Origin of the sequence: Candidatus Thiosymbion oneisti, from assembly GCF_004359955.1 — a bacterium.
GTDB classification, from domain to species: domain Bacteria; phylum Pseudomonadota; class Gammaproteobacteria; order Chromatiales; family Chromatiaceae; genus Thiosymbion; species Thiosymbion oneisti.
The window spans coordinates 1-17,883 of the sequence record NZ_SMSC01000039.1 but is presented as its reverse complement, the minus strand read 5'-3'; the positions used below and the strand labels follow the sequence as shown (position 1 = coordinate 17,883).

23 protein-coding genes are annotated in these 17,883 nt (G+C 56.5%); 2 read left to right on the top strand and 21 right to left on the bottom strand.

Annotated features, from left to right (window positions below; all coding sequences use genetic code 11):
- Nucleotides 1-462 precede the first annotated feature (462 nt).
- Nucleotides 463-897: a VOC family protein gene (locus E1958_RS17760; RefSeq protein ID WP_089727516.1), complete on the top strand. Its 435-nt coding sequence runs from the start codon at nt 463-465 to the stop codon at nt 895-897.
- Nucleotides 898-1,222: 325 nt separating this feature from the next.
- Here E1958_RS17760 and E1958_RS17755 read toward each other — a convergent pair whose 3' ends face one another.
- The 16 genes from E1958_RS17755 to ribBA form a co-directional block, all read right to left on the bottom strand.
- Nucleotides 1,223-1,495, bottom strand: a complete 273-nt coding sequence (locus E1958_RS17755; protein WP_207787819.1) for a type II toxin-antitoxin system RelE/ParE family toxin — start codon at nt 1,493-1,495, stop codon at nt 1,223-1,225.
- A 22-nt stretch (nt 1,496-1,517) separates the two neighbouring features.
- Entirely contained in the window at nt 1,518-1,796 is a 279-nt protein-coding gene (locus tag E1958_RS17750; RefSeq protein WP_089727507.1) for a type II toxin-antitoxin system ParD family antitoxin, read from the bottom strand.
- A 308-nt stretch (nt 1,797-2,104) separates the two neighbouring features.
- Nucleotides 2,105-2,593 carry a phosphatidylglycerophosphatase A family protein gene (locus E1958_RS17745; RefSeq protein ID WP_133513049.1) on the bottom strand — a complete coding sequence of 163 codons (489 nt, stop codon included), beginning with the start codon at nt 2,591-2,593 and terminating at the stop codon, nt 2,105-2,107.
- A 4-nt stretch (nt 2,594-2,597) separates the two neighbouring features.
- Complete coding sequence (thiL, locus tag E1958_RS17740; RefSeq protein WP_133513048.1) at nt 2,598-3,557, bottom strand: thiamine-phosphate kinase; 960 nt, start codon at nt 3,555-3,557, stop codon at nt 2,598-2,600.
- A gap of 452 nt (nt 3,558-4,009) precedes the next feature.
- A complete protein-coding gene (gene nusB, locus E1958_RS17735; protein ID WP_133513047.1) occupies nt 4,010-4,513 on the bottom strand; it encodes a transcription antitermination factor NusB in 504 nt (167 codons plus the stop codon).
- A 1-nt stretch (nt 4,514) separates the two neighbouring features.
- Nucleotides 4,515-4,985, bottom strand: coding sequence for a 6,7-dimethyl-8-ribityllumazine synthase (ribH, locus tag E1958_RS17730; protein ID WP_133513046.1), 471 nt, complete (start codon nt 4,983-4,985; stop codon nt 4,515-4,517).
- A 79-nt stretch (nt 4,986-5,064) separates the two neighbouring features.
- Nucleotides 5,065-5,280 (bottom strand): hypothetical protein, encoded by a 216-nt coding sequence (locus E1958_RS17725; RefSeq protein WP_133513045.1) that lies wholly within the window; start codon nt 5,278-5,280, stop codon nt 5,065-5,067.
- 3 nt (nt 5,281-5,283) lie between these two features.
- Nucleotides 5,284-5,784 (bottom strand): type II toxin-antitoxin system VapC family toxin, encoded by a 501-nt coding sequence (locus E1958_RS17720; protein ID WP_243448457.1) that lies wholly within the window; start codon nt 5,782-5,784, stop codon nt 5,284-5,286.
- Nucleotides 5,785-5,936: 152 nt separating this feature from the next.
- A complete protein-coding gene (locus E1958_RS17715) occupies nt 5,937-6,368 on the bottom strand; it encodes a PIN domain-containing protein (protein ID WP_133513044.1) in 432 nt (143 codons plus the stop codon).
- A gap of 11 nt (nt 6,369-6,379) precedes the next feature.
- Nucleotides 6,380-6,667, bottom strand: coding sequence for a hypothetical protein (locus E1958_RS17710; RefSeq protein ID WP_133513043.1), 288 nt, complete (start codon nt 6,665-6,667; stop codon nt 6,380-6,382).
- A gap of 6 nt (nt 6,668-6,673) precedes the next feature.
- Entirely contained in the window at nt 6,674-6,823 is a 150-nt protein-coding gene (locus E1958_RS20525; RefSeq protein WP_165742028.1) for a hypothetical protein, read from the bottom strand.
- Nucleotides 6,820-7,527 (bottom strand): hypothetical protein, encoded by a 708-nt coding sequence (locus E1958_RS17705; RefSeq protein ID WP_133513042.1) that lies wholly within the window; start codon nt 7,525-7,527, stop codon nt 6,820-6,822. The genes E1958_RS20525 and E1958_RS17705 overlap by 4 nt, the downstream gene beginning before the upstream one ends.
- Nucleotides 7,528-7,756: 229 nt before the next feature.
- Nucleotides 7,757-8,413 (bottom strand): JAB domain-containing protein, encoded by a 657-nt coding sequence (locus E1958_RS17700; protein WP_133513041.1) that lies wholly within the window; start codon nt 8,411-8,413, stop codon nt 7,757-7,759.
- A 220-nt stretch (nt 8,414-8,633) separates the two neighbouring features.
- Nucleotides 8,634-9,314 carry a queuosine precursor transporter gene (locus E1958_RS17695; protein WP_133513040.1) on the bottom strand — a complete coding sequence of 227 codons (681 nt, stop codon included), beginning with the start codon at nt 9,312-9,314 and terminating at the stop codon, nt 8,634-8,636.
- Between the two features lie 20 nt (nt 9,315-9,334).
- Nucleotides 9,335-10,489 (bottom strand): TIR domain-containing protein, encoded by a 1,155-nt coding sequence (locus E1958_RS17690; protein ID WP_133513039.1) that lies wholly within the window; start codon nt 10,487-10,489, stop codon nt 9,335-9,337.
- 261 nt (nt 10,490-10,750) lie between these two features.
- The gene (gene ribBA, locus E1958_RS17685) at nt 10,751-11,881 is read right to left on the bottom strand and encodes a bifunctional 3,4-dihydroxy-2-butanone-4-phosphate synthase/GTP cyclohydrolase II (RefSeq protein WP_133513038.1); all 1,131 of its coding nucleotides are present in this window, start codon (nt 11,879-11,881) and stop codon (nt 10,751-10,753) included.
- Between the two features lie 317 nt (nt 11,882-12,198).
- On the opposite strand from ribBA, the gene E1958_RS17680 reads away from it, so the two are divergent.
- A complete protein-coding gene (locus tag E1958_RS17680) occupies nt 12,199-12,750 on the top strand; it encodes a DUF2062 domain-containing protein (RefSeq protein WP_089723719.1) in 552 nt (183 codons plus the stop codon).
- Here the strand turns inward: E1958_RS17680 and E1958_RS17675 are convergent.
- The 5 genes from E1958_RS17675 to E1958_RS17655 form a co-directional block, all read right to left on the bottom strand.
- Nucleotides 12,696-13,394: an ABC transporter ATP-binding protein gene (locus tag E1958_RS17675; RefSeq protein ID WP_133513037.1), complete on the bottom strand. Its 699-nt coding sequence runs from the start codon at nt 13,392-13,394 to the stop codon at nt 12,696-12,698. The genes E1958_RS17680 and E1958_RS17675 overlap by 55 nt on opposite strands.
- A complete protein-coding gene (locus E1958_RS17670; RefSeq protein WP_133513036.1) occupies nt 13,387-14,634 on the bottom strand; it encodes a lipoprotein-releasing ABC transporter permease subunit in 1,248 nt (415 codons plus the stop codon). The genes E1958_RS17675 and E1958_RS17670 overlap by 8 nt, the downstream gene beginning before the upstream one ends.
- A gap of 20 nt (nt 14,635-14,654) precedes the next feature.
- Nucleotides 14,655-15,908: a multiheme c-type cytochrome gene (locus tag E1958_RS17665; RefSeq protein ID WP_133513035.1), complete on the bottom strand. Its 1,254-nt coding sequence runs from the start codon at nt 15,906-15,908 to the stop codon at nt 14,655-14,657.
- A gap of 17 nt (nt 15,909-15,925) precedes the next feature.
- The gene (locus E1958_RS17660) at nt 15,926-16,888 is read right to left on the bottom strand and encodes a TolB-like translocation protein (RefSeq protein ID WP_133513034.1); all 963 of its coding nucleotides are present in this window, start codon (nt 16,886-16,888) and stop codon (nt 15,926-15,928) included.
- Nucleotides 16,889-16,947: 59 nt separating this feature from the next.
- Nucleotides 16,948-17,883, bottom strand: a 936-nt coding sequence (locus tag E1958_RS17655; protein WP_208108618.1) for a FlgD immunoglobulin-like domain containing protein, incomplete at its 5' end; no start/stop codon positions are given.

Below are 17,883 nucleotides of genomic sequence, written 5' to 3'. Positions count from 1 at the left end.
GGTCGTGTTGACATTTAGAAGGTCCACACAGCGGACCCTACACTAACCACTTGATTGACTGTAGAGTCCGCGGTGCGAACCGCTTGGGCGTTACAGCCATTTAATATATTAAAAACAATCGGTTAGGGTTAAATGTCAACAGGACCTAGTACCCAGTTTCAGTAAAATTTTCCGGTACAACCAATCGCTGTCATCTCGACCGAAGGGAGAAATCCTTGTCTCGAGCGTAGTGAGGGATCTTTGGCGATGAGACAACCACAAAGTTACAAGATCCCTCCTTCGTCGGGACAAGGACTTCTCGCTTCGCTAAGCTCTCTCCCTGCGGTCGAGATGACAAATGACAACCAGCAAAATCGGATGAAATTGGGTACTAGAAGCACGTGGATCAGCGCCCATGATAGAGTACTTCTTCAGCCGATGACACGGGGCTTTAAAACGAAAAATCATACAAGAGAGTATGTTATGGAAACAAAGATGAAGAAGCTTACTCCGAATTTGATGGTTGCCGATGTCGTGGAATCGATCCGCTTTTACGTCGACCTATTAGGCTTTTCTCCGGACCTGGTTGTACCGGAGAATGAGCGGATTATGGAAGCGGAATTGCAGGCAGGTAGGAAATATGCCTATGCGGTGGTGCATCGTGATGAAGTATTTGTGATGTTCATGCGCCAGGATGAGTATAGGAAAGATGTTCCTGCTTTCTCAACAATGGATATCGGGGCCTCTGTTTCCCTGTATATCGATATGGAAAACGTCGAGTCTTTTTATGACAAGATCAAAGACAAGGTAAGGATAGAAAAAGAATTGGCAGATACCTGGTACGGCATGCGTGAGTTCTATATCTGTGATAATAATGGTTACATCCTCGCCTTTGGCGAACCAATTCCATGCGCGTAAGCATATGAATCACCACCACATATGAATCAACACCAACGGAACAAATATTGCGCCTAGGGGGCGTTCTCAATTAACAAATTATATAAGGACAACAACCCGTTATGAGCCCGCGTAGGGCGGATAAGCTTGCACCATCCGCCGTCTGCCAGCCACCTCCGTCGGATGGTAGCCATCCCTGACCTGACCCGACCTACGGGCTTGATTTTCGTGATGAGTTAGCTCAATTGAGAACGTCCCCTAGGCCCCGAGCCGTTTCTGCGGGTGCTGGCCGCTGTGGCCCCCGGCCCTTGGGATGGAAAATCGGATCAGGAAGAAAACAGGCTCGCTAGCCTACGCGCGCCGTGAACAAACGGACAATCTCTACGCCTGCGGAGATTTCGCGGTACAGGATCAGATAATTTCCGACTGGAAAATAACGAAGCTCTGGCGCTATGTCGGGACGTCGGGGACCAAGGCGCGGTTGTTCAGCCAGAACAAAGAACTTCTCTTCGATGCGGTCAAGCAGGCGGTCGGCGGCAGAAACGTTGTCCTGTGCAATGTAGACCCAGATATCAATCAGGTCCCCTTCAGCCTTCGCCGTTCGTTTGATCTCCGGCATGGTCCCTCACGGGGGTGGGTTGTTATGCGTCTGCTTGCGTTTTATCAAGCCGCTGTCGGGCTTCGGCTTTTATTTCAGCCATATCCGCAAAACGGCTGGGGCCGCTGTCCAGACCCTCGTTCCATAGACGACGCAGCTCGTCGGCTTCCTGCTGGTGCAAAGAGCGCCTCAGTTTCCAGTCGCGTAACGCTTCGCGCACGACCTCGCTGCTGCTGGCGTATTCGCCGCTCGCCACGACCTCGCGCACAACGGCAAGCATTTCCGGTGTCAGCGCAATACTGACTTTTTCGACATTGGCCATGATAGGCACCTCCTTACCCTATAGTAGTATTATTTACTACTATCGCAAGGATGGTGTAGAAAAGCAGATAGTAATATTGAGGCATAAAGTCTCCTCGGGTAGTGGTAAATTCATAAGTGTTAAAGTAGAGAGATTCATCTTTTTGATCCCCTCTCCCCAACCCTCTCCCAGAGGGAGAGGGAGCATAGCGGCCAGCTGTTGGTCATGTTCCAACTTAGATATTAACCACTACCGTCTCCTCGTTCACCTGAGAGGCTGATAACCAGGCGGGTTTATCGTTTTCTCTGTGTCCTCAGCGTCTCTGCGGCTCAAAAGATCCACACCGCCGCTTGCAGCAGCAGGCAGGTCATGGCCCCGGCGGCAACGTCGTCGAGCATGATCCCGAGCCCACCCGATACCTGTTTGTCCAGCGCGCCGATGGGCCAGGGCTTGAGGATGTCGAAACAGCGGAACAGGATGAATCCCGCCAGGAGCCACGGCCATCCCGGCGGTGCCACGGTCATGGCCAGCAAGAACCCCAGCATCTCGTCCCAGACGATGCTGGCGGGGTCCGATGCCTGCAGCTCCTGCGCCGTCTTGCCGCAGGCCCAGACCCCAATGAGGAACATCAGCAGGAGTGCGGCTAGATACCAGAGGAGCGGCAGGGGTCGCAACAGCAGATAGAGGGGAATGGCGGCGAGGGTCCCAACCGTCCCGGGCGCCCAGGGGAAGCGCCCCGCACCCAAGCCGTAGGCCAGCCAGTGATGGGGCCAACGCCACCAGGCTCGGCTCGGCAGGCCCTGGCCCTTAGCCCGCATCCCCTCAGCTCGCATCCGGAAAATGGTCATAGCCCGATCGCCCCGGGTCCCAGATCGACCCGTCCTCCAGCAGACATCGCAGCCCTGTCTCCGGTTGCACTCGGCCAATGGCCTGGACCCGAATACCGAGCCGTTCCGCCAGGGCCGTGATCTGAGTGTGCTTCTGTTCGGGGGCGCAGAAGCAGAGCTCGTAGTCGTCCCCCGCCGCCAGGGGTAACCCCCAATCCGGGTCCGCCGCTAACCGATCCCTTACCGATCGGGAGAGGGGAAGGTCCGGGAGCCGGATCTCGGCGCCGACGCCGCTCGCCGCCAAGATATGCCCGAGGTCTGCCGCCAATCCGTCGGACAGGTCGATCATGGCCGTGGCGGTCCCCCGCAGGGCCAGGCCCAACTCGACCCGTGGGGTCGGTCGCTCCAGGCGTTCGCGCAAAAATTCGGGTACCGCCTCCCCGGCATCGAGCAGGCGCAGGGCGAGACCGGCGTCCCCCAGGGTCCCGCTGACACAGACCAGATCGCCGGGCCGCGCACCGCGGCGGAGTATTGCTGTTGCGGCCGGGACCAGGCCCTGGATCTGCACCGTTATAGTCAGCGGACCACGGGTCATGTCACCACCGACAAGGGCGATCCCATAGCTCCGGGCGAGCCGGTCAAACCCGAGGCTGAAGGCATCCAGCCAGGCCGCGTCGGCATCCGGGAGGGTGAGGGCCAGGGTCGCCCAGGCGGGCTCGGCACCCACGGCGGCCAGGTCGCTCAACCCTACGGCCAGCGATTTGTGGCCGAGCCCTTCCGGATCACAGTCAGAAAGAAAGTGGACGCCCGCTACCAGGGTGTCAATGCTGGCGGCAAGCTCATAGCCCTGGGGGACCCGCAGGAGGGCACAATCATCACCAACACCCAGGGCTACATCCGCGCGCTGGCTGCCGATGCGGGAGAAGTGATGCCGAATCAGGTCGAATTCGGACACTGTGCCTGCCCACTGTCCGGGGCGACCGATCGCCGCAGTGGATGGTCGAGCCTCGTATAGGAGTACCGAAGTACCGATAATCTGGGAATCATTTTTTTGCCGCAAATGAACGCCAATGAACGCAAATCGGTCGTAATGGCTCGTTCCCACGCTTTTCTCGTGAAAACTAAGCCTGACTGATGACCATTTGGACCGGCAACTCGACATTCAGGTTCTACCCGATAGCCGGAAGGGCCAACGAAATATCGGTAGTCCTGGGAGCCGACAGAATGTCGGCGGTCCCAGGGGCTAACAGAATGTCGGCGGTCCCAGGGGCCGACAAAATGTCGGTGGTTCCGGGGACGTGAGTCCGGCTGGGACCGCCGTCTTTCAGACGGCTTACGGACCCAATGACCAGCTATCGGCAACGGTCAGAGCAGACGCCTTCTCAGGCCACATCGGATATCGGACAGCTAGTCGGTCGATGCATCCGTATCTGTCTCTCCGTCGCGCATGTCGCGGGCGACCCGGTCGAGGACACCGTTGACATAGCGGTGGCCCTGCTCGGCCCCGAGCAGCTTCGCCAGGTCGACCGCCTCGTTGATGGCTACCCGGTAGGGCACGGAGGGACTGTAGAGCAGCTCGTAGGTGCCCGCGCGGAGAATGGCGCACTCCACGGGGTCCACCCGCTCGAGGGGGCGGTCCAAGACCGGTTGCAGGCGGGCGTCCAGCTCCTTCCGGCGCGCGGGAACCCCATAGAGGAGCTGCCGGAACAGCTCCAGGTCGTAGGCCTGCCTCGATTTGGCACCGGAATCCGGCGCCTCTTCCGGATCCGCGAGGGCGGCGGCGACCCCCTCTACCCAAGTGGGGTCATTGAGGAAGTGGCGACCGATCTCCAGCGGGTCTTGTCCGGTGAGTTGCCACTGGTAGAGGGCAAGTACGGCATAGCGGCGTGCCTGGCTGCGGCGTCCGCCCATCTCAGTCCAGCTGCCGCAGTAGATCCACCATCTCGATGGCGGACCTGGCCGCATCCGCCCCTTTGTTGCCGGCCTTGGTGCCGGCGCGCTCGATGGCCTGCTCGAGGGTGTCCACGGTAAGCACGCCGAATGCGACGGGGACGCCGTGCTTTAGGCTCACCTGCGCTATCCCTTTGACGCACTCGCCGGCCACATAGTTGAAATGGGGCGTACTGCCGCGGATCACCGCGCCGATGGCGATGATTGCGTCGTACCCGCCCTTGGCCGCAACGCGTTCGATGGTCACCGGCATCTCGAAGGCCCCGGGGACGCGGACGATGGTCAGGTCCGAGTCTTCGACACCGTGACGCCTCAGTGCATCAATCGCACCCGTGAGCAGATTCTCCACCACAAAGCGGTTGAAGCGGGAAACCACCAGGCAGAAACGGGCGTTGTCGGCGCGCAGCGCGCCCTCGATAGTCTTGATCGTCATGGAGTCGATTTCTCCCCTGAAAAATGACAAATTAGATCTAAAGTTACCACGTCGTATTTTTGCGCTTAAAAGATCAAGCTCAGCGGCGCGAGGTACGAGCGTCCGCAGGAGCGCCTTGTTGGGCGGCACCTTGTGCGAGAATAGGTTTACGTGCAGGAAACGAAACTAGTTTTTTGCCTGGAGCATTTTGCCTGTGCAGAATATCCTGAAAAATGGCATCCGCATCGTGACCAAACTGGTTGGCGTACTGCTCTCTCAGCGCACGTGTCTCAGCAACGATAGAATCTTGCCACATGATTTAACTCTCCGTTAACTCGTCAGGGGTACAGATGATAGGGGGTTCGTACCCCAATGCCCTGCAAGCAGCCTCGATTTTAGGACGTGTATGAGCATTGGCGATGTGTGTACAGTTCCAGGTAAGCAGATACTCGACACCATTTACCGCTGCAATAGCCACATGGTATGCATCCACTTCAGCCTTTGCTGGTAAGGCGCTGCGGTTGATAAATTCCTTGCCAAGTGTTCTAGCCTCTTCAGTTGCTTGAAGTTCCATAATGTCCTTCACGGTGGCAAGACGACGCTTTGCCGCTTCAGGATGGCCAAGACTAGCCTCAGCAATAACGAACTCGGAAATAACGAGATCGTATTTGGAACTCTGGGTCTCCCACCACTCAACCGTAGCATTTTGGTTAGCCATTGCACGGAGGTCGTTACTTGGACGTGCCGTCAAATAACTGATAACTGATGTTTCAACGTAAACTTTGAACTTCAATGTGTCACCTGCTGTTTTGCCGCCCAACGGCTTGGCTCAGGCGCCCAATGCCGCGTGGCACTGAGCTTGAAAGTTACTGAGGAGCCGAACCGCGGCATTGGGTCGCCTGTAGCCGAATGTTAGGCGAACGAGCCGTGAAAAACGACCCGTCAATCGAGCCTGGCCCCTTTTCCCTATATTTAAGACAGTTTTTCTCTCAAATCAAACAAGAATTCCAATGTTGTGCAGACCCTGAATGAATAGAAATACTCTGTTTCCTTGAGATGCGGATCATAACTTACGATATGAGTCGCATTTCCGTTCTCCGCACAAAGAAGAAAAGCAATATCATCCGGATCAGATGGGTAGAGAGGCAGATGGTAAAATACGATACTGATATGTCTGCCAAGTTCAAGCATCGCACGGATCAGTTTTTTTATGATTTCTTCCGATATATCCCGTTCTCTCATTTTTTCAATGTATTCAAGAAGCATATCATCTGAGTATAGAATTTCAAACTCATCATTTCTCCAACGGTCAAAGAATTCTCTGTTTGGACCTGATGTTGATGTGCTTTTTTCAGACGCAATCACAACATTTGTATCAGGCACGACGCTGAAAGAAGTTTTCATCGTATTCTAATTTATAAATATTTCTTCATCTCTTCCCGTGCTTTCTCAAAATCTCCGAACGCCTGCTCACGAGTATATCCTTTCTCCCTAAATCTTTTATGTTCATCTTCCGCTTCCTTCAGTATTCTAATACTTTCTTTCTCATAAGTCTTTAAATAAGCATACCTGACTTCGTTCCCTCTCTTCTCAAATATTACGGAAATATCCCTGTCTTCCAAAAGAATCTGTGCGATAAGTTCGGGATTGTTCCTGATATCATCAACTGACATATGTTGTGATTTTTCTGATACTTGTTCCATTATTTTCTATCCCATATTCTTGAAGGTATAACGATCTTGTTGCCGGGCATAACGCCCACGTTCAGGTGCGTTTGAGGCGATACGTGCCTTTGCGGCAGCAAAGGTGCGCAGCGGGTCAAACGTCACCTGCAACGTGTTGTTATGTAGCCGCTTCATAAGGCACCTTGTATCCCACCATCGAGCGTTTGCTTAAAAAAGTTCTGAGAGGGCACGAAGTTTTGGTACTGCCGATGCAGCCCCTCAATTCGATCGAGCGTCTCCAAAACGGACTTGGTGCTAAAGAGTGCGAATTTCCTGGCGCCAATGTATGTCCGCAGCATTGGAGCGAAGATGTAGAAAGCAAAGGCTGCAAGACGCTTTCCCTCGTGCTCTAGCGACCGAAGATAATCCCAGTATGTATTGAGAATATCGTTTTGGTGCTCGCGGGTAAGTTCGAGGAACTGCCTCTTGCTTTTTAGGTTCTCGGCGGCGAAGGATCTCAGTGCCAAGCGATTAGTGTCATCCGCGTGCATGTACAGCAGTGTGTCGAACGCCTGAACGATCTGGATGTTGTCATAGCCAACAAGGAGTTTGTGATCGTCGGGGAGGCCAATGAAGGTCAACGGACCCGCTGCAAGAATGTCGAATTCATCCGTATCCAACGTAAGTTCAAGCAACTGATTGTCACCGGAAAGAATTCGCTTGGCAGCCTCAATATGCGGCCCAATCGTGTGCTTTTGAATGAGCAGCTCCGATTGAACTAGCTTGCTCAAGACATCTGCCATGTAGCCAACGGCGTAAAGTCGCTGCCTGTGTTCCCGCCTGTATTGATTTAGCGCCTGGACGATCAGGACCGTAAACGAAGCACCTACGGTCGCCAAAAACGGCAATCATAATTCAGTGGTCAAAGATGCCGAGCCGTCAGCCATAACCTCAGGACACATAACGTTTGGGCTCAGGCACCCAATGCCGAGTGGCACTGAGCTTGAAAGTCGCTGAGGAGCCGGACCGCGGCATTGGGTCGCTTGCAGCCGAATGTTAGGCGAATGAGCTATGAAAAACGACCCATCGATTGAGCCTGGCCCCTTTTCTGGTTAGCCTATTTGGGTTCTATAGTTTTTGGATTTCTTCTATTGGAAGTTGGGTATACTTTTGAATTTCTTCTGTTGTTTTTTTATCTTTCTTCATTAGCTTTGCCATTTCTATTCTTCCTTTCTCTTCACCAATTTTCTCCCCCAGCTGAAGCCCTGTCTCCTTACCCTCCTTTAATCCTTCTTCTTTACCCTCATTCCTGATCCTCTTCTTGACTTTATAAGGCAAAATCCATCGTTCGCTTGCCTGGAGTTTCTTGAAGATCCCCGACTCGACAAAGCTATGATAGGTTTCATCGCTGATGATGAGATGATCGATTACTTCGACCTTAAGGAATTTGCCTGCCTGAATAAAATGATCGGTGAGGTCCTGATCTTCGTATGAAGGCGTCACATTCCCGCCGGGATGGTTATGGACCATAATAACCTGAACGGCGAGCTTGTAAATCGCCATTCGGAAGGCTTCTCTGGGGTTGATGCCCGCCATGTTGGAAGACCCCAAAGCAACCAACTCGATATAGAGGATTTTTTTCGCTTGATTCAAACCCACCATCCAGAAGTGTTCCTGACCTTGACCGATTTTATTTTCTCTACGGAGAATCTGGCGCATGATCAGATAAATGTCTTCCGCACCGTTTACGGTGACTTTTTGTTGCTTGCTTAATTTGACTTCCATTGCGATGCCCTTTATAGAAGAAACAAAATGAGTACCCTTTTATTCACTTTTCATGACGCTGGAGCGTCTAGATTTGCTCCCACGCTGGAGCGTGGGAGCCAGAGAAAATCGCTGGCTTCTCCACCGCAACCAACGTATCTACATTCTCGCGTAGGTTGGAGTGAGGGACGAACCCCAACAGCTTTGGTTCGACATGGCGATTCGTTGGGGTTCGTAAGCTCTACTGCGACGCTGCTCTTTTAACCTTGTATGTCAAATAAATAAAAGGCGTATCAAGAGTCGCAACAATTAACTTAACAACGTATCCGGTAAATATAACCTCAATTAACTGAGAATTTGGCATAACACCGTAGAATGCAATAGTAAAGAACACGACGCTATCGACAAACTGTGACGTTGCAGTTGAAAGGTTATTACGAAACCAAAGGTATTTACGATGTGTCCTGTCATGCAGGAGGTGATAGAACCAAACATCAAAGTTTTGTGCTATTAGGTATGCAACCATGGAGGCAAAAGCGATTCTGGGTACCGCACCAAATACCGTTTGCATAGCACTGCTTACTTGCTCGGTAAGCTCAACAGTAGAAAATAAAAGGGTGAATTGTCCAAGTACAACAAATAACATAATACACATAAACCCGATTAATACCGAGCGATATCCGTCCTTCTTCCCGTAATGTTCTGTCAACGCATCTGTCGCCAAGAAAATGGATGCATAAAAAACATTAGCAGCGTTTGTGACAAACCCAAAAATAGGGATGAGTTTACCTGCAAAACAGGTAACCATGATTAAATTCATTACAATAATGCCAACAATCCAGGGTTTCCCCATCCTGAAAGCAAAAAGAACAAACGCTAAATCGATCAGCGTAGTAAGAATGAATATTGCCTCATTTGACATCGAATTCTCCAGTATGGTTGTTAGTTTTTTGTTGAGGGGAACACGAAGATGGTTGTGCGATCTGCTTCATGTTTATTCCAGCATTCTGTAACGTATCCCTCCCACGTATCGATAGTATGTTGTACGTTGCTCTCATTTAGTTCAATAAGCAAGTGTTCCTTAGTATTTGCTGATTTACCAACATAGCCTTTCTGTTTCTCCCAATTAGGGTCATAGATAAGGTAATCACAGGGCATTAGGACTTCTCTCGGCACGACTATGCATATAGCTGCACCAGACCAACCGGATTGATCTCCTATGTCGTCGACAAGTTTTTTGATTAACTTATTATAGTTAGTGATATCGTATTGAAAATAAACATACCGAATACCCTTTTTAATGTTGTTTTTCGCTGTCTCATAAATTGGAGGTTTTAGGTCAAGTATCCTTAAGGCGAACACCCATACCTCTTTTTCACCTTCCAGATTACCTTGGACGTAAGCGAGTTCCTTAACATCCTGAATCTCAAATGGACTATCTATATAGAGACATACATCTCGAGATAGATTTACAGAATCTTTGTTGTATTTGCGCGCGGCTGCCTGAATGAAGTTAAGAACGCTATTTGAAAAGCGATCTAGCACAATTGTTTCAGCTTTTCTGCTTCCAGGCGCCTTCCGAAGACCTTCAAGAGAAGAGATTGCGGTCGAAATATCAGAATAAGATCTGGTGCCAAATTCCGTTATTCGGCGCTTAATTGTGGAGATTGCTGCATTTATTAACATAAGAGAGCGAGACGCATTTTCCTTCCAAGCTTCAGGTGAGATTGGTATCAACGTCATACCATGCAAATCAGTTGGAAGTTTAGGCATATTCCCTTCTGGAAAAACAATAAATGTTCGTTTCGGACCCAACATCCCTATAAATAATCCTATTTCAAAAACGATGTTATCGCGTGGGGTAATTTCTTCAGATCCTCGGGATATTAAAATGTCTTGAGGATCAAGAACAAAGCAGGAAAAATCGACTTCTTCTTTCTTATCTAAAAGGCTTTGGAAAGTCATTTCTGTCGGTTCAAAAGCGCCAACATCCCACTGAATTGGAACTACACCGCTTGTTGATAAGCTTTCAACTATCCTATCAACTATATGGAGAGACTCAGATGCTGAACCGATAAAAATCGCTGGTTTTCTCATGTGCTTTTCCTTCTTCTATCGGCTAACAGGTAGTAGACGGCGAGTCGCCGTGTTTAAGTACGCCGAAACGCCTCATATACCACAACTAGTGAGGAACAAACCGCATCAATCGAGGCCAGACCCGATGCGGTTCGTGCCTGCCGGTGGTGCCATTCTGTAAGACCTATCGCGCTCACCGCACTATCGATGCGGTTCGCGCCACCCGACAGTGCCATCCTGAAAGATCTCCCGCGCTCACCGCATCCTACGTCCACGTCCATCCTACGCGCTGCCCATCGGATCGCCCTGCACATATTCCACCACCTCCAGGTCGAAACCGGAGATGGCGTGCATGGCCCTGGGCGCGCTCATGACACGCATCTTGCGCACCCCCAGGTCCGCCAGGATCTGGGCCCCGATCCCATAGGTGCGCAGCTCGCTGCGGTCCCGGCGGCGCGAGCGGGTTCGGTCTTCCTGATCCTGACGATTGAAGTCTTTGATCCGGGCCAGCAGATCCTCCGCGTGATCCCGGTTGCGCAGGACCACGACCACGCCCTCACCGGCCTCGGTTATCCGGCGCATGGCGTCCCTCAGAGGCCATCCGCACCCGCTGTGGCTGGTACCGAACAGGTCGCACAGGCTGTTCTGGAGATGCACCCGCACCAAGGTTGGCCGCGCTGGCGATATGTCACCCCGGGTCAGGGCAAAGTGCAGGTTATTATCGATGGTGTCCCGGTAGGCGGATAGCTGAAAGTCCCCGACCTCGGTGGACAGATCGCAGGTACACTCGCAGAGCACCGCTTTCTCGTGACGTACCCGATGTTGGATGAGGTCGGCAATGGTAGCGATCTTCAGGCCATGGGTCGCGGCGAAGGCCTCGAGGTCCGGGCGCCGGGCCATGCTGCCGTCTTCGTTCAGGATCTCGACGATGACCGCCGCCGGTTCCAAGCCCGCTAGCCGGGCCAGGTCGCAGCCGGCCTCCGTATGGCCGGCGCGCACCAGGACCCCCCCCGGCTGCGCCATTAAAGGAAAGATGTGACCCGGTTGCACCAAATCCTCAGGCTCGGCATCCGGGGCCGTGGCCGCGCTGATGGTAGTCGCCCGGTCGGCGGCGGAAATGCCGGTGGTGACACCCTGAGCGGCCTCGATGGAGACGGTAAAGGCCGTGGCGTGGGAGGTGTTGTCGCCATTCACCATGAGCGGCAGACGCAGGCGTAGGCAACGCGCTTGGGTGAGGGTGAGGCAGATCAGGCCGCGTCCGTACTTGGCCATGAAGTTGATCGCATCCGGCGTCACCTTTTGTGCGGCCAGTAAGAGATCGCCCTCGTTCTCCCGGTCCTCGTCGTCCATGATGACGACCATCCGGCCCTGGCGCAGGTCTTCGATGATCTCTTCGGTGGTATTCAGGGCCATGATGGCATGCTTTACTGCTGCTCGACGGGGAAGACTGGAATTGTATAGCAATCCTGAATGATTTGGCGCTGTTCGGCGTTATTTGGTGTTGTCCGCGAAGGCGTCTTTTTAATCCGCAGATTACGCAGATTTTCACAGATTGTTTCGTTCTTAATCTGCGCAAATCTGCGTAATCTGTGGATAAAGAAAGTCCGGTCCCCCAAACAGCGCCAAATCATTCCGGATTGCCGGAAGCCGACGATTGAGTCACATCCCTCGCAAACAGCCTGCCGCCGACATAAGATGGAAGGGCCTACGACAAACGCCGGAGGAGCGGTGTGAAACAATGGCTGAAGCGGATTACGCCGAATCGGGCGCAGGTCCGCGAGCACAGGCAGCTACGCGTCTTCGGCAAGCGGCTGCAAGACCCCGGTTTGTGGCATCTCAACCGGCGGTCCGTGGCGGGCGCCTTCGCGGTAGGGATGTTCGTCATGTATCTGCCGCCGCTGGGGCAACTCCTGATCGCCGCCGCCGGGGCCATTGTGTTCCGCGTCAACCTCCCCATCTCCGTGGCCCTGGTCTGGATCACCAATCCGGTCACCATACCGCCCATGTACTACTTCGCGTACCTGGTGGGAGCTTGGATACTTGGGACGCCGGTGCACACCTTCAGCGTGGAGTATTGGCTCGAATGGCGCAACTGGCTGGACGTCCTCGCCCCTCTGACAGTCGGCGGATTGGTCTGCGGGGCCCTCTGCTCGGCGCTGGGCTATCTCGCGGTACAGGCCGCCTGGCGCTGGAACCTGGTACGTCGGATCCGTCTGCGCCGGACCCGCTACCGCGCCGCAGCCCCGGGGTTCAGTACCCCGTCGTCCAAACGCCAGACCTGATCCATACGCCGGGTCAAGCCGGTGTCGTGGGTAACGATCACCAAGCTGGTCCCGATTTCGGCATTGAGCGCCAGCATCAAGGCGTAGACCCGCTCGGCCGTATGTCGATCCAGGTTGCCGGTCGGTTCGTCCGCGATCACGCAGGCCGGTCGCGTCACCAGGGCGCGGGCGATGGCGGCCCGCTGCCGCTCGCCGCCGGAGAGCTCCGCAGGTTTGTGCTCACCCCGATTTCCCAGACCCACCCGCTCCAGGACCTCTGTCGCCTGGGCTGCCGCCCGTGCCGGCTCCACGCCCCGGATGAGCAAGGGCATGGCGACGTTCTCCAGGGCGCTGAACTCGGGCAATAGGTGATGGAACTGGTAGACGAAGCCCAGACTGCGGTTGCGGCGCAAGCTCCGCGTGCGTTCCGACAGGGAGGCCGCGTCCTGCCCTTCCCAGTAGACCTTGCCGGCCGAAGGCCGCTCCAAGGCCCCCAGGCAGTGCAGCAGCGTGCTCTTGCCCGAGCCGGACACACCGACTACCGCCACCCGTTCGCCGGCATGGATCCTCAGATCGACCCGGCGCAGGACCGCAACCTCCTGGGGCCCCTGACGAAAGGTCTTTGCCAGTCCCACGGCCTCGAGCACCGGTGCCCCTTCATTCATAGCGCAGGGCCTCGGCGGGATCGGTGCGGGCCGCGCGCCAGGCCGGGTAGAGGGTCGCCAGCACGGACATGAGAAAGGCCCCGGCCGCCACCCAGGCGATGTCCCGGGCCCGCAGGTCCGACGGCAACTTGCTGATATAGTAGATGTTGGGGTCCAGGAAGTGGACACCGAACAGGCCCTCGATTCCCGCCACGATGGGCTCCACATTGAGCGCCAGCGCGATCCCCCCGCCGATGCCCAACAGGGTCCCTACGGCACCGATGGTCGTGCCTTGGACCATGAAGATCGCCATGATGCGGGCCGGTGAGGCCCCCAGGGTACGCAGGATGGCGATGTCGGGCCGTTTGTCGGTCACCACCATCACCAGGGTCGAAACGATGTTGAAGGCCGCAACCGCTACGATCAAAAACAGGATGATGCTCATCATGCGCTTCTCGGTGCGCAGGGCGGCGAAGAAGTTCCGGTGGTGCTGGGTCCAATCGATGACCCGATAGGTCCCACCCAGATCATAGGCGATGTCCCGGACCAGCCGCGGCGCCTCGAACAGATCCGTGAGCTTGAGTCGCACCCCGGTGACACCCGAGCCCAGCCGCATGAGCTTGGCGGCGTCCTCAAGGTGCAGAAAGCCAGCGTGGCGATCATAGTCCGACATGCCGGCGGCAAACAGGCCGCTGACGGTACAGGCCTTGAGCCGGGGCATGATGCCGATGGGGGTGGCACTCACCTGGGGCGTCACCACCGTGACCCGGTCGCCGACCCCGACCCCGAGATAGGCCGCCAGCTCCCGGCCGAGGATGACCCTGAACTTTCCGGCGACCAGATCGTCCATATCGCCCTGAATCATATCCCGGCGCAGCTCGGCCACCTGGTCCTCTTCCCGCGGCAGGATTCCCCGCAGCTGGGCCCCGCTCACATCGGAGCCGTTTGCCAGCATCGCCTGCAACTCGACGAACGGAGCGGCCCCGATCACCGATTCGTGCTTCCGTACCCGCTCCAGCAGGTCCGGCCAATCGGACATGTCGCCATAGGGGTCGGACAAGGTGGCATGCGAGGCCATTCCCAGGATGCGCGCCTGGATCTCGGTGTGAAAGCCGTTCATGACGGAAAGCACCACGATCAGGGCCACGATACCCAGCATGATGCCGAGCATCGAGATCAGGGAGATGAAAGAGATGAAGTGATTCCGCCGTTTGGCACGGGTATAGCGCAGACCGACGAAAAGGGACAGCGGGCGAAACATGACGGACGATTATACTCCTCTCATCGGTAGTGAAGCTCAAAGGCGGCTTGCAGCCACTCCGTTTGCCGGTCGGCGTGGCAGGTACCCTTGGCGCAGCTACTCGGGACACCATATTGCGCGGTATCCGAGGGCGGGATAATGCCCGGATGATGGGTGTGGAGACTGAACCTGCCGCCGTTCTTGGCGGTGCGGGGCATATGGCAATCGACACAGGTGACTCCTGCCTGGTCGCCGCAGACGACATGATCCGCATTGCGCTCCGGGTGATGGTAGAAGGCACCTGGCTCGTGACAGTCGTCGCATTCGAGGCGCAGCCTGTCCAAACTACCATGGACCTGGTGGCAAACGGCACAGGTGATACCGTGCTCGACTGCATCCAAGGTGGGTTTACGGTGAGGGTCGATAGCGGCCTCGGCGGCGTGGCAGCGCAGGCAATCGGAGGTCACCTGTCCGTAGCGGCCGTCATACCCCTCCTTCAGGTGCCTGAGGCTGTCGGCATGTCCTCCCCGTCGCCAGGCAGCGTACTCCTGGTGGCGCTTATATTCACGGCCGTTGCCCCACCAGGCGGCGGAGGTCTGACCGAGCGTGGGCTCGGTCGTTCGGAAGTAGTCTGCCAAGGGCGCGCCGGGCCGGTAGCCCACCGGGAAGAAGTGCCGGCCGTCGGTAGAACGCCCGCGGGTATGGCATTGGCCGCAGACCTGGGCGTCGAGGGTGGCGGCGATCGCGCCCAACCCCAGGGTGGTACGGTGCCAACTGCCGGGTCCGTGGCAGGACTCGCAGCCGATACCGGGCTCGACGAATTCGCCGGTTTCCACATTCAGCCCGACGGTGTGGCAGCCGTGGCAGCGCCGCCGGGGGACGGGGACCTGCCAGCCGTCCCAGCCCTTAATCTTCCACTCACCCGTAGCGACCAACCAAGCACCGGGCAGCAAGGTCTCCGTCTTACCGTCGTGGCCCATGAATTGCTGCTCCCAACGGCTGCCGATGGCCCACACGGCCTGTTTGGGGTCGAAGGGTGCATCCTCGGCATTGAAATCGGCGACCACCACGCCTTCTTGATCGACCCGGCGCATCATCTTGGAATGGAGGCTGGCGTGCCAGCCTGCGTATTCGGTCCGATGGCAACTGCTGCAGACAGCGGAGCCGATATAGGCGGCGTCTTCCGGGATCGGTGCCTGGCGGACGATGACAAGGGCTACGATGGAGACGACGAGTACACCAAGACCCAGGACCCGGATCAAAGACCTGTGGCGGCGGCGTCCCGGTGCCTGCATGGGGCTGCCGACGGTACTCAGTCTGCAACGGCGCGCCAGTCCGGGTCCTTGAGCTGGATCCCGGAGTCCGGACCGAATGGGTTGTAGGGCCGGATCTCGCCGGTGTCGATGCGGACCAGGGAGAGGCCGGAGCGGCCCTCCCGGGTGTGGGTGAAGAGGATGCGCGAACCGTCCGGGGACCAGGCCGGCCAGGTCTTGTCACCCGGACCATCGGTAATCCGACGCAAATCGGTGCCCGCGTTACTGGTAGTCCAGAGCTCGTAGCGGCCGGTGCGGTTCGATGAAAAGGCGATCCGGCTGCCGTCCGGAGACCACCGGGGATGGATGTCGCCGGCGTTCGACAGCAGCAGTTGCCCTGCCCTCCCGGTGCCGAGCTCCAGGGTCCAGAGCTGCTGGACCACACTGACCCGGCCGCGGTAGGGCATGACGGTGAGCCAAGAAGTATAGGCCAGTCGGCGCCCGTCCGGCGCGACAGCCGGGAAATCCTGGATGCCGGTCTGCTCGATGAGGGGGGTGATTGCAGCCGGATCGCCACGGGTCAGCTTGATGGTGGACTGCTCCTCACCGCCCTTGAAGGTGAAGTGGACGAGGACCAGCGCGCCGGTCCGTGGATTCCAGGTGGGACGCACGGCATAACCCGACCCGACCGCAACGGATCGGCAAGCCCCTGCCCCTGTAATGGGACAGACCTGGAGCCCGCCGCCGGTGATCTCGAAGGCAACCCATTTACCGTCCGGTGATAGCCGTGGTGCGCCCTGGTCGCCGGCGAGCGGCTGCGCCGGTATCGGCCGCGGCGGCGCGTCCGGTTCGGATTGATGATAGAGCCGCCAGACGCCGTCCCGGAGGGCCGAAAACACAAGCGCGGCCTGGACATCTGCTGCGGCGCTCAGGACCAAGGCGATGACCGCCGCACCGCGGTACAGTGTCCGGCTTGGGGACCCGGTACGGATGCTCTCGACTTTGCGTTGATTCGCGTTCATTTGCGGCGAAAAAGAATTCCCGATGGAAAACCAAAGGGAACGGCATGATTATCTCGACGCTATTTCTCAAGGATGATCTTGCGGCTGGCGACACCGACCTGGCCTTTGAAGCTGGAGATATTCACAGTCAGGATGTGCTCGCCGGGGGGGAACTGTTGCAGCTCCCATTTCCAATTCAACGGTAGATAGCCCCGCTCGGCCTCGGCGAAGAATTGGCTGTCGACGAAGAGCAGAACCTCGAACTGGTCCGCCAGCAACCGGGGCTTATCCTCCTCCGCGACATCGATGCGCACCTGGAGGGTTCGCTTCACCGCCGGCACCGCATCGGCCTCCGGGAAATCGGGAAAGGTCAGCTCGACTTGGGGGGCACGCGCCCAGGCAGGCGGGACCAGGAAATCGGGACGGAAGCCTTGCTCGGTGTCCGAAATACGGGGGCGCTCCGGTTTCCGTGGGCAGTCCTTGCCCCGGCCGAGCCTGTATTCCCGATAACTCTCATCCTGGTTGCCATAGGTAATTACCGTCGCCTCGGGTAAGGTGGCATAGGTCACCAGGGCACTGAAATCCTCCTGGCCTTGGAGCTTGATCAGTTGGTCCCGATCGAATCCGTCCCAGTATTCGTTGACGTTGCCGACTGGTCTCGGCTTCCAATCCACCAGGGTGCGATACATGGGGCCATTGCGGATACCGAGCCGGATCAGGACGCGGGCCGGTACCGGGAGCTGGTAACTGAGGGTTCCCGATGGGTCGAAGCTGACATCCGTCAGGTCGCCCACCTCGCCGCCGGAGAAAGTGGTAGGGTCATAAACGGCACCATCGGCAGCCTCGATGACAAAGGTGTAGGCCTCATCGGGTACGATCTTGCCGCTGTCGTCACGGCCGTCCCAGATATGTTGTGTACGACCGACCGCTTGGTCCGCACCCTCGACCAAGGTTCGGATCAAACCGCCATCCGGGTCAAAGATCCGGATCTTGACCTGGGTGGATTTGGTTAAGTG